The organism is Rubrobacter calidifluminis (genome assembly GCF_028617075.1).
In the GTDB taxonomy this organism is placed as follows: domain Bacteria; phylum Actinomycetota; class Rubrobacteria; order Rubrobacterales; family Rubrobacteraceae; genus Rubrobacter_E; species Rubrobacter_E calidifluminis.
In genome coordinates this window covers 75,028-85,240 of the sequence record NZ_JAQKGV010000012.1, presented here as the reverse complement: position 1 = coordinate 85,240, position 10,213 = coordinate 75,028, and the positions used below count along the sequence as shown (strand labels likewise).

The 10,213-nt window shown below is 61.6% G+C and carries 12 protein-coding genes and 1 pseudogene; all 13 read left to right on the top strand.

All coding sequences use genetic code 11. The annotated features are described in order from the left end of the window. The first annotated feature begins 12 nt into the window (after positions 1-12). The 13 genes and pseudogenes from PJB24_RS10980 to rpoZ all read left to right on the top strand — a co-directional run bounded on the left by PJB24_RS10980 (position 13) and on the right by rpoZ (position 10,206). Positions 13-621 (top strand): MauE/DoxX family redox-associated membrane protein, encoded by a 609-nt coding sequence (locus PJB24_RS10980; protein ID WP_273845799.1) that lies wholly within the window; start codon positions 13-15, stop codon positions 619-621. Beyond that, a complete protein-coding gene (locus PJB24_RS10975; RefSeq protein WP_273845797.1) occupies positions 618-869 on the top strand; it encodes a hypothetical protein in 252 nt (83 codons plus the stop codon). Before PJB24_RS10980 ends, PJB24_RS10975 begins: the two co-directional genes overlap by 4 nt. Next, a complete protein-coding gene (locus PJB24_RS10970) occupies positions 853-1,125 on the top strand; it encodes a hypothetical protein (RefSeq protein WP_273845794.1) in 273 nt (90 codons plus the stop codon). Before PJB24_RS10975 ends, PJB24_RS10970 begins: the two co-directional genes overlap by 17 nt. Positions 1,126-1,215: 90 nt before the next feature. Then, entirely contained in the window at positions 1,216-1,500 is a 285-nt protein-coding gene (locus PJB24_RS10965) for a hypothetical protein (RefSeq protein ID WP_273845792.1), read from the top strand. Positions 1,501-1,657: 157 nt separating this feature from the next. Beyond that, the gene (locus PJB24_RS10960; protein ID WP_273845790.1) at positions 1,658-4,417 is read left to right on the top strand and encodes an ABC transporter permease; all 2,760 of its coding nucleotides are present in this window, start codon (positions 1,658-1,660) and stop codon (positions 4,415-4,417) included. 76 nt (positions 4,418-4,493) lie between these two features. Beyond that, positions 4,494-5,183, top strand: coding sequence for an ABC transporter ATP-binding protein (locus PJB24_RS10955; RefSeq protein ID WP_420541930.1), 690 nt, complete (start codon positions 4,494-4,496; stop codon positions 5,181-5,183). 3 nt (positions 5,184-5,186) lie between these two features. After that, positions 5,187-5,438 carry a hypothetical protein gene (locus PJB24_RS10950; RefSeq protein ID WP_273845788.1) on the top strand — a complete coding sequence of 84 codons (252 nt, stop codon included), beginning with the start codon at positions 5,187-5,189 and terminating at the stop codon, positions 5,436-5,438. A gap of 104 nt (positions 5,439-5,542) precedes the next feature. Beyond that, a complete protein-coding gene (locus tag PJB24_RS10945; RefSeq protein WP_273845784.1) occupies positions 5,543-6,445 on the top strand; it encodes an ABC transporter permease in 903 nt (300 codons plus the stop codon). Further along, on the top strand, positions 6,426-7,409 hold the full coding sequence (locus PJB24_RS10940; RefSeq protein WP_273845782.1) for an ABC transporter permease: 984 nt from the start codon (positions 6,426-6,428) through the stop codon (positions 7,407-7,409). Before PJB24_RS10945 ends, PJB24_RS10940 begins: the two co-directional genes overlap by 20 nt. Positions 7,410-7,504: 95 nt before the next feature. Next, positions 7,505-8,738 (top strand): annotated as a pseudogene (locus PJB24_RS10935) (IS701 family transposase). Positions 8,739-9,093: 355 nt separating this feature from the next. After that, positions 9,094-9,351 (top strand): hypothetical protein, encoded by a 258-nt coding sequence (locus tag PJB24_RS10930; RefSeq protein WP_273845780.1) that lies wholly within the window; start codon positions 9,094-9,096, stop codon positions 9,349-9,351. After that, entirely contained in the window at positions 9,336-9,914 is a 579-nt protein-coding gene (gmk, locus tag PJB24_RS10925; RefSeq protein WP_273845778.1) for a guanylate kinase, read from the top strand. Before PJB24_RS10930 ends, gmk begins: the two co-directional genes overlap by 16 nt. After that, positions 9,904-10,206 carry a DNA-directed RNA polymerase subunit omega gene (rpoZ, locus tag PJB24_RS10920; RefSeq protein WP_273845776.1) on the top strand — a complete coding sequence of 101 codons (303 nt, stop codon included), beginning with the start codon at positions 9,904-9,906 and terminating at the stop codon, positions 10,204-10,206. The genes gmk and rpoZ overlap by 11 nt, the downstream gene beginning before the upstream one ends. Positions 10,207-10,213: the final 7 nt, after the last annotated feature.

The window sequence follows — 10,213 nt, the reverse complement described above, 5'->3', positions numbered from 1 at the left end:
AAGGGTGTCATCATGGAGATGGCGGAGCTCGGGGCGTACGCCGCGAGGTTCTTCCTGGCTGCGGTGTTCGTTGCGGCTGGACTGTCAAAACTCTTCAGGAGTGCCGAGTTCGAGCGTGCGGTGGAGAACTACCGGCTTTTGCCTGCGGGCTGGTCGCGTACTGTGGCGTTCTGGCTTCCCGAGGCCGAGCTTCTGGCGGGAATATTTCTGGCTTTTGGGGTGCTGCTCGTTCCTGCGGCTTCGGTGGTCGGCTTGATGCTGCTCGTCTTCAGCGGAGCGGTGGCTATAAACCTGCTCCGGGGCAGGGAGATGGGCTGCGGGTGCTTCGGGGCGGGCTCACCGGAGAAGATGACCTGGCTAACGGTGGTAAGGAACCTGCTCCTCTTTGGCTTGGCGCTCGTGGTCGTGTTCGTTCCACCGGCGGCGCTCGCGGTGTGGGCAGGGCCGGGTGCGGGTTCGGCCATCGCAGTACAAGATGCATCCGTGATCGCGATGCTCATCTTCTCTACTTCCGCTGCGCTCTTGTTGGCACTTTTGGAAGAAGGCTGGCGGGTAGCGAAAAGCTTTCGCCGGTTGGCGCAGCGCAGTACTTCTGAATTCAGACAGGAGGGTAATTCGTGAGCTGGCCCTGGGAAGCGGCCATCGTGGTTTTGTGGGTGGTGGTGCTCGTCCTCTGTGTGATGGTGCTAGGGATGCTAAGGAGGATCGCCCCCGTGCTGGCCCGGGCTGAAAAGATCATCGAGCTACAGCAGACGCTCTCACCGGGGATCGGAGGTCTCGAGCCCGGCTCCGAAGTTACGCCTTTCGAGGTAGTGGCAGACGGAGACAAAGTCCTCCGGCTGGGAGAGGAGCTTGCTTACCGACGCTGAATCTCTGTTGCGAGAAGAGTTCAAGACGCTCCGGGAGCGTGGTTTAGAAGTCTTCGAGCAGAGAGAAGAAGCTGCTTCCAGGGCGTTCCGGCAGAAAGCCTTCCCGCAGGCTTTCGACGTGGATGCCTCTCGCAAGGTGAAAGAGGTAAGAGTGCCCACCACCGTCGAGGACCTGAAGGTGCTGGCCGAAAGAGTCGCCGCGTACCGGGGAAAGGAGGTGCAGGAGGAGAGCATAATCGAGGGCAGAAGAATGTAAGCAAAAGCGGGAAAGGGAAAGAGGAGAGAGATCGTGCAAGACGATCAAAGCCGAGAGAAGCTACCGGCAATCCTCCAGGAAGAAGGTGTGGTGGAGGAGTACCGAGGGCTGGAAGAGGTGCCGATGGACCGCCGGGGGTTCTTCAAGTACCTCGTCTACACCCTGCTGGCAGGGTTGGGCTTCATCGGGGTTTCGGCTGCATTCCCCAAGCAGGCGTTCGCTGCCGGGATAACCTGCTATCCGGCCAGTAACTGCAGTAGTGGTAATAACTGCTCCGGAGGCAAGCACAGGTTCCATTGCTACAACAACTGCAGCGGGGGAGCCTTTTACACCTGCGTGAACCACTCTTGCAGCACTTTTGTCACACCTTGTTGAGAGCTTGTGATGTGCGGGGTAAGCGCGCCTAAGTAGACACGGCTAGGCTAGGTAGGAGAGAAGCGAACTGCTCCGCTATCTCACAAACCAGCTCAGGTCCCGGGGCGGACGCACCCTCGCGCTCGCCTTCGGGATACTCGTCGCTGCAGTTAGCTTCGTGCTGCTCACCTCAGCCGCCACCACCAGCCAGCTCGAGGTAAAGAGCACCTTGAGGAAGAACTTCCGTCCCGCCTACGACATCCTTGTACGTCCCAGAAACTCCTTTACCCCTTTGGAGAAGAAGGAGAAGCTGGTGAAGGCCAACTATCTCAGCGGCATCTTCGGTGGGATCAGCATGAAGCAGTACCGCCAGATAAAGAACATACCCGGTGTGGAGGTTGCAGCTCCTATAGAGAATTTGGGATACGTCTTGCTGCAGGTTCCTATCCCTATACGCATAAACGGCGTTCTGAACAAGAACCCTGTGCAGATCTACCGGCTCAAAGGCGTATGGAAGGCTGACAGGGGGCTTTCTACCTACCCTGAGAACCTCACTACCTACGTCTACTACACTCGCAAGGACCCTCTGGTCTCGATGGGGAGCTCATCTCCCGGCGCGCCGCTCGCCAGGCAGGCTCCGAGCCAGGGTGATCCCTACGAGGTAGTACCGGGCAAGAAGAACCCGCTGCCCGTTTGCACCACCCTGGAGAAGGCGGAGTCCGGAGGCTCGCCGTTCGGATACATGCCGGACTCTCCGTTCGCCCACGTTCCCCCGAGCATAAACTGCTTCTCTGCACTCTCCCCCAAAGACGGTACGCGCTACTTCGGTCCCACGGAGCCTGCCGGAACGGTGGGAATCATTGATGATTTATCTGCGCCGATCCTCCTCGCCGCCATAGACCCTAAGGAGGAGAGCAAGCTGGTGGGGCTTAAGAAGACCGTCGTAAACGGGAGCTACCTCAAGGAGGATGCAGCCTTCAAGAAGGTGATCTACGACAAGCAGTTCGGCGACAAAGCTCGCCAGGTGCCAGTGCTGGCAAGCACCAAGACCTTCGTGGACGACATCCTCTCCGAAAGGGTCGAGCGCCTGAATATACCCGGGGGCACCAACGTGCCGGAGATTTTATCCAACCAGCACCGGGTGAGGGGCTTTCTCAGCGGGCTCTCCGGCAGGGTAGTGGAGAGTAAGGAGGTAAAGCCCGGCCCCGTCTACCACAAGCTGCTCGAAGCGCTTCGCACCAAACGGGGAGCTTCGCTGATCAACTCCAGAGAGATAGACGCCTACTGGTCCTCCTCGCCCGTGCGCTACGAGCAGGAAGGCGGTAAGCGCCTGCGGGTGCTCACGACGACCAACCCTCCCTTCTCTACCTGGAACGTGCCGCTCTACGGGGGTGTCTTCCCCGCTCCGATGGACAACGCGGACACCCAGTTCAGAAGGCTCAAGCTGCACGCGGGCAACAACAACGTCATCGGCGGCCTCTACGAAACGGCCACGGTGAAGGTCGTCGGAGAGTTCGATCCCGAGAAGCTGCCGGGCTTCAGCTCCCTCTCCAAAGTACCTCTAGAGACCTACTACCCTCCGGTAGCCATGCCCGCCGATGCAAAAAGCAAGAAGCTCCTGCATAACAAGCCACTCTTGCCGTCTATGAACCTCGGCGGCTACCTCTCCCAGCCTCCCCTTATGCTCACCACCTTGAAGGCGGCAAAAGCCTTCACCAACCCCGTCTCCTACACCCACACAGACTACAAGAAGCACATAAGCGTAATAAGGGTGAGGGTGAAGGGAGTGAAGGGTCCAGACCCACTTAGCCGGGAGAAGATAAGGCGGGTCGCCCAGGCCATAGTGAAGGAGACCCACCTCAGGGTTGATGTCACCGCAGGCTCTTCTCCCACCACGGTAACTATAGATCTGCCCAAGGGTAAGTTCGGAAGACCTCCTCTCGTCCTGAAGGAGGGGTGGGTGAAGAAGGGGGCTTCGGTTGAGATCCTGAGAGGGATAGACAAAAAGAGCGCTACCCTCTTCGCCCTTATTCTGGTGGTTTGCGCCTTCTTCCTCTCAAACGGGGCCTTCGCCTCCGTAAGAGCGAGGCGCAAGGAGTTCGGGATACTGCTCTCTTTGGGATGGTCGAGGGGCAGGGTGCTTGCGGTTGTCCTGGAGGAGCTAGCGCTAATAGGGCTCGTAGCAGGCATCGTAGGAGCGGCAATAGCGGCGGGGATGGTGGAGGCATTCTCTTTGAAGCTGCCCCTGCTGAGGACGCTCTTGGTAGTGCCGCTCTCGATGCTGTTGGCGGTGCTCTCCGGGCTCATACCGGCCCTGCGCGCAGCGAGAGGCAAGCCCATGGACGCCATCCTACCTCCCGTGAAGCCTCCCCGCTCCTCTTCTGGCAGAGTACGCACCATCTTCGGGATGGCAATGAGGAACCTAACCCGCCTTCCCGCGAGAACCGCTTTGGGGGTAGGAGGGCTGGTGATAGGAGTAGGAGCCTTGAGCGTGCTCTTCGGGATAGACCTCTCCTTCTACACCCTTGCCTCGGGTACCGCTCTTGGGGACTTCCTTACCACCCAGGTGAGGCCGGTAGACTACCTGAGCGTGGCTTTAGCCATAGCCCTGGGAGGACTCTCAGTTGCCGACGTGCTCTTTCTGAACCTCAAAGAGCGGGCGCCGGAATCGGTAACGCTAAGGAGCTGCGGGTGGGAGGAGAGACACCTGAGGCTTCTAGCACTCTTTGAGGGTTTAGGGATGGGGCTAATAGGCTCTTTAGCAGGAGCTATTCTCGGGTTCATAGCCCTCTTTGTGCTTACCGGTCTTAACGCAGAGATAGTGGGGCTTACCCTCTTGGCGGCTATGGGAGGGGTAGTGGTAGCGCTTGTGGCTTCGGTGGTACCGGCTGTTGTGCTCTCGCGGCTTGCTGCCCCGGAGGTGCTGGCGGAGGAGTAGAGAGAGAAGAGCTATTGTGAGCGGCTTCGAGGTGAGCGTAGAAGGTTTGAGCAAGGTGTACGAGGTGGGAGGTGGAGTGCGCCTGGTGGCCTTAGATAACGTAAGCCTCTTCGCGGGATCAGGTGAGGCCCTGGCCTTGATGGGACCATCGGGGTCCGGGAAGTCCACCCTTTTGCACCTGATCGGGGCTATGGATGAAGCAAGCGCGGGGAGCATAAGGGTAGGGGAGGTGGAGGTGACGGGGCTCTCCCGCTCCAAGCAGCCGGCCTACAGGAGGACCGTAGGCTTCGTCTTCCAGCGCTTCCACCTCCTTCCCGCGCTCACCGTACTCGATAACGTAATAGCCCCCGTGCTTCCATACCGCACCCCTTTTGACAAGAAAGAAGAAGCCACGAAGCTCCTCGAGGCCGTAGGGCTCTACGAGAAAGCCTCCACCATGCCCGCAAGGCTCTCCGGAGGCCAGCAGCAGCGGGTGGCCATAGCCCGCGCGCTGATAAACGACCCCGGGCTCCTTCTGGCGGACGAGCCTACCGGAAACCTCGACACCGCCACCGGTAAGGAGATAATGGACCTCATCTTGAGGCTGCGTACAGAGAGGGGCATGACGGTGATAGTCGCGACCCACGACCCCGCCGTGGCCGCCCGCTGCGACAGGATCGTCTCTCTGCGAGACGGCAGGGTGGTCTCCGACGATGCCGCGGCGGGGCGGCGTCCGGGGGCGGGACGCGAGGACCTGGAACCGGGAAAAGATAGAAAGGAGGACTGAAGAATGAGTAAAGAGCAAGGTCATGGAGACTCCCTGAGGATGGACCGGCGCGGGTTCATCCGTTACCTCGGCGCCACGCTGCTGGCGGGGCTCGGGGTGGCACTCTCGCCCGAGGTCGCCGAGGCTGCGGGAAGCTGCTGCCGCTACGACTGCCGCAGCTGCTCCTCCGGTCGTGCCTACCGGTGCAGCTGTCCGGGATACACGTACTGCATCTGCTCGAGCAGCAGTCGCTCCTGCTTCCCGGCAGCCTGTTAGGGTAGAGGACTCTGCAACTTGCGAGGTTTGCCGAAGACCTCCGCAGGGCCGGAGCTTCGAACGACGAGAGAATATGAGGTCATGAGGACACGGAGTGCGGTCCCTTGGTAGGCTACCTGGCGCGGAGGGCACTCTTCGGACTCCTGACGCTCTTCTTTGCCAGCGTAATCATCTTCTTCGTGGTGGGTACCCTCGGTCAGGCGGTGGTGACACCCGGAGGATATGCCGCCTGGGCGGCAGGTCTGCTGCGCGGAGACCTGGGGACCAGCCTCTGGCAGCATGCCTCCGTAGACTCCGTTATCGCCCTCCACGTGTGGCCCACGGTCCTGCTCATGGGCTCCTCCCTGGCCCTGACCGTGATCGTGGCCATCCCTTTCGGTACCTGCGCAGCCATAAAGAGAGGCGGTTTGCTGGATAACGCCGGAAGGGCCTTCTTCTTCGTGGGCTACAGTCTGCCCGGCTTCTGGCTCGGGGCCATCCTGCAGCTCGTTTTGGGGATCTACCTCGCAGATTGGGCCGGAACCAGGGTCTTCTACGTCTCGGGGATTAGTACCCCCGGAAACGGGGGAGTAGTAGATCTACTGCAGCACCTGGTGCTCCCCGTCATAACGCTCTCGGCGGCGAGCGTGGCGCAGTTCGTAAGGTTCCAGCGCGGGGCCATGGTGGACGCGCTCGCCTCCGACTACGTGCGTGCCGCCCGGGCCAAGGGGCTCGGACGCCGGGGCGTCTACCTCAAGCACGCCCTGCGCAACGCCCTCCTTCCGACCGTTACCCTCTTCGCGCTCAGCATGGGGACCATCTCCGGAGGAGCGATAGTCATAGAAGCGGTGTTCTCCTGGCCGGGGCTGGGGTTTCTGTTCGTGGACTCATTGGCCAAGGGCGACTACGAGGTGATCCGGGCGCTCGCCATCATCAACGCGGCGTTCGTGATCTTCTTCAACCTCCTGGCCGATGTCGCCTACACCCTCCTGGACCCGAGGATAAGCTATGGCTCCGAGCAAGCCTGAGATGGCAGGTCAGGACGATACGGCCACCAACCTCCGGGCCGCTCCGGACACCGGCGCGCTCGTGGGCTCTCGCGTAGTAAAGCCCCGCGGCCATCTGGGACTGGTGTGGCGTCGCTTCGGACGTAACAGGCTCGGGGTTATCGGGGGAGTAGGGCTCGTCCTGCTATGCCTGCTCTCCCTTTTAGCTCCCTGGCTGACACCTTACGACTACTCCGGGCTGGACCTCACCAGCGCAAGCCGGGGACCGAGCCTGGCGCACCCGATGGGCACCGACCTCCTGGGCCGCGACGAGCTGACACGCGTCTTGTACGGCGGTAGGATCTCTTTGGGGATGGGGCTCGCGGTGGGGGCGCTGTCCACGACCGTAGGAGCGACCGTAGGGATCATCTCCGGTTACTACGGCAGGAAGCTCGACGCCGGAGCCACAGCACTTGCGGACCTCGTCCTGGCTCTTCCTCTCGTTCCCCTGGCCCTCGTTACGGGGTTCAGGTTCGGATTCTCTCCGCTAGTCGTGACCCTTGTGTTGGCCCTGCTTCTGTGGCCGAGGATGGCCCGGATGGTGCGCGCGGAGGTCCTCTCGGTGCGCCAGCAGGAGTACGTAGAGGCCGCCAGAGCCCTTGGGGTCTCCGGGGGCAGAATCGTGGCCCGCCACGTCCTGCCTGGGGTGGCTGGCATAGTTGCTGTGGAGGGCACCCTTAGCGTGGCCGCGGCCATCCTGCTGGAGAGCGCGCTTTCGTACCTGAGCGTGTTCATGTGCGACCTGAACACTAACTGCTTTCTGGCACCGGGGGTAGAGTCCGGGGTGCACTCGTGGGGGAGGCTGATCGGGGAGGCAAGGCTCAGCATGCCGGATCAGTGGTGGCTCACTCTCTTCCCGGGTTTGATGATGACGCTGAGCATCCTGTACGTCAACTTCCTCGGCGACGCTCTGCGCGACGCCCTGGATCCCAAGACCGGAGGATAAAGACCGGGAGACTCCGCGTCGGCGTTTTAGTACTACAGTTGTAGATAGCTAGGACGTTTGCATCATGTCTTCATCCGAGATTACGGAGGCTCGCGATGCCAAAGATGGTGAATCGGAAAATGGTAAGGGCGTGGACTGGGGAGCTAGAGGCGCTCAACGAGCGCCTCGCCCCGCGCTTCTCGCGCAGCGAGGTTCGGCGCCGGGCGCAGGACTATCTGCTGGGTTTGCTTTCGGCGGCCGAGCGCAAGAACTCCTGGCAGTTGGCCGAGGTGGCGGGCAACGCCACGCCTTATGGTATCCAGCATCTCCTGGGACAGCCAACTGGGATGCCGACGCCGTCAGGGACGACTTGAGGGAGTGCGTCCTCGAGCATCTGGCGTGCGATGAGGGTGTTCTGATCATCGATGAGACGGGCTTCATCAAGAAGGGGGATAAGAGCGTCGGGGTCAAGCGCCAGTATACGGGGACCGCGGGCAAGACGGAGAATTGTCAGGTGGGGTGTTTTTGTGCTATGCCTCCGAGCGAGGGGCGGCCTTCATCGACCGCGAGTTGTATTTGCCCGAGGAGTGGACCAGAGACATGGAGCGACGCGAAAGGGCGGCGGTGCCAGAAGAGGTCGGGATGCGAACCAAACCCCAGCTTGCCAAAGAGATGCTCGGACGCGCCTTGGACGGAGGGGTGAGGGCTTCCTGGGTTCTCGCCGACAGCGTTTACGGCGACACAAGAAGGCTTGGGATGTTCCTCGAAGAGAGGGAGCAGCCCTACGTTTTGGCCCTCTCGGGCAAGGCTTACGTGTGGGCCGGCTTCTACCAACACCGCGTCAGCGAAGTACTCGAAGCCCTTGGGCGAGGAAGACTCCTACCCGAGGAAGGCTTCAAGCGTATCTCGGTTGGGGACGGCTCGAAAGGTCCGAGGCTCTACGACTGGACCAGGTTGCCACTCAACCCCCCGATACAGGAAGGCTTCGAGCGGTGGCTACTTGTGCGCCGCTCCATCGAGGAACCCGAAGAACTCACTGCCTACACGGTCTTCGCCCCCGAGGGCACAACACTCGAAAAGTTGGCGAGGGTAGCCGGCATGCGCTGGCGGGTGGAGAGAGGCTTTGAGGAGGCAAAGGGAGAGGTGGGCCTCTCTCACTACGAAGTGAGAAGCTGGCACGGTTGGTACCGTCACACCACTCTCGCCCTCTTGGCCCACGCCTTCCTCACCGCCATTCGCGCCGAAGGGATAGACATCGAAGCCTCACAGGAAAAGGGGGCTCTCGGAACGAGGGAGGGCACCAACAGCCTCTCGGCTTTCAAGAGAAAGCGAGGGCTCTCGTGGAACTGACGGTCTCCGAAGTGCGCAGGCTTGTGTGGCGGTTGGTTCTCGACCGACGACCTTCGCGCTGGGAAGAGGCGCTCTGGTGGTCGGTGTGGCGTTGTCACCATCAGGCCGTAGCCAGGCGCTCTCACTACAAGCGGAGAGGCGTGTTACTGGCATGATTTACAACTGTAGTACTATTCGCTCGACTTCCGAGAAAGGTGTCGGTAGTACCAAGCCGGGGTTATCCTTGCGGATCGATGACCTTCATTGCTACGCGTTCGTCGGGGAGATCGAATGGTATAATCCCGTATCAATGCTGAGGCGCGCGCCGGAAAGAACCGCGCAACAGAGGTTGAGCGCGCTCGAGGATGCAAACCGGGTGCGCTTCGCTCGTGCTGCCGCGAAACGCAAGCTCAAGAGCGGGGAGCTGGACATTTACGACCTGTTGATGGATCCCTCGGAAGAGCTCAAAGGGGCCAAGGTGGAAGAGATGTTGCTCGCGCTGCGGGGCATGGGGCGGGTGAAGGTGAGCCGGCTCCTGCGGGAGGCCAGGATAAGCCGTTCCAAGACGCTCGTCGGGCTCACGCACGGGCAGAGGGACCGTCTGATCAGGGCTTTAGGTTGCAGGGAAAGCTGATAGTCGTCTCCGGGCCCTCCGGAGCCGGGAAGGACACCCTGATAAAGGCGGCGCTCGCGGAGATCCCCAGCCTGGCGCTCGTCGCCTCGGCGACCACCAGGCCCCCGCGTCCCGGGGAGGTCGACGGGCGCGACCACGTCTTCCTGAGCCGGGAGGAGTTCGAGCGCTGGATCCGGGAGGGGAAGCTGCTCGAGTGGGCCGAGTACTCCGGCAACCTCTACGGGACGCCGAAAGAGAGCGTCGAGCGGCTGCTTGCCGAGGGCAGAAACGTCATACTCAGGATAGAGCTGCAGGGGGCCAGGGCGATAAAGAAGAAGCGTCCGGATGCGGTCATGATCTTCGTACGGGCCCCGTCGCTCGAGGAGACCCGGCGCCGGCTCGAGAGCCGGGCCACCGAGACCCGGGAGTCGCTGGAGAGCAGGATGGCCACCGCGGTCAAGGAGGTCGCCGCCCGGGAGGAGTTCGATTACGAGGTGGTCAACGGCGACAGGGAGCAGGCGAGCGCGGCCATGATAGAGTTGCTCAGAAAGATCGTCGAAGGAGAGGACGAAGATGCTGGATGATCTCAGGATAGACGAGCTTCTGGAGAAGGTAGACTCGCGGTACACGCTGGTCATGGCCACCGCCAAGCGAGCCCGTCAGATCAACGAGTACACCGCCACCCTCGGTCTCAACGAGTCGCTCGGCATCCCGGGGCCTCAGGTTCCCACCCGCTCCCAGCATCCTCTCACCATCGCCATCGAAGAGTTGCGCGCCGGGAAGCTGAAGGTGGGCTTCAGGGGCGAGGAAGAGCCCCGGCAGGAGCAGAGGGAGGATCATCCCGCGCAGCAGGAGGAGGACCAGGGCGCGGCCTGATCTCCGC

Coding starts and splice junctions, on each gene's coding strand:
- PJB24_RS10980 (WP_273845799.1), top strand. CDS start 13: ATGGAGATGGCGGAGCTCGGGGCGTACGCCGCGAGGTTCTTCCTGGCT.
- PJB24_RS10950 (WP_273845788.1), top strand. CDS start 5,187: ATGAGTAAAGAGCAAGGTCATGGAGACTCCCTGAGGATGGACCGGCGC.
- PJB24_RS10940 (WP_273845782.1), top strand. CDS start 6,426: ATGGCTCCGAGCAAGCCTGAGATGGCAGGTCAGGACGATACGGCCACC.
- rpoZ (WP_273845776.1), top strand. CDS start 9,904: ATGCTGGATGATCTCAGGATAGACGAGCTTCTGGAGAAGGTAGACTCG.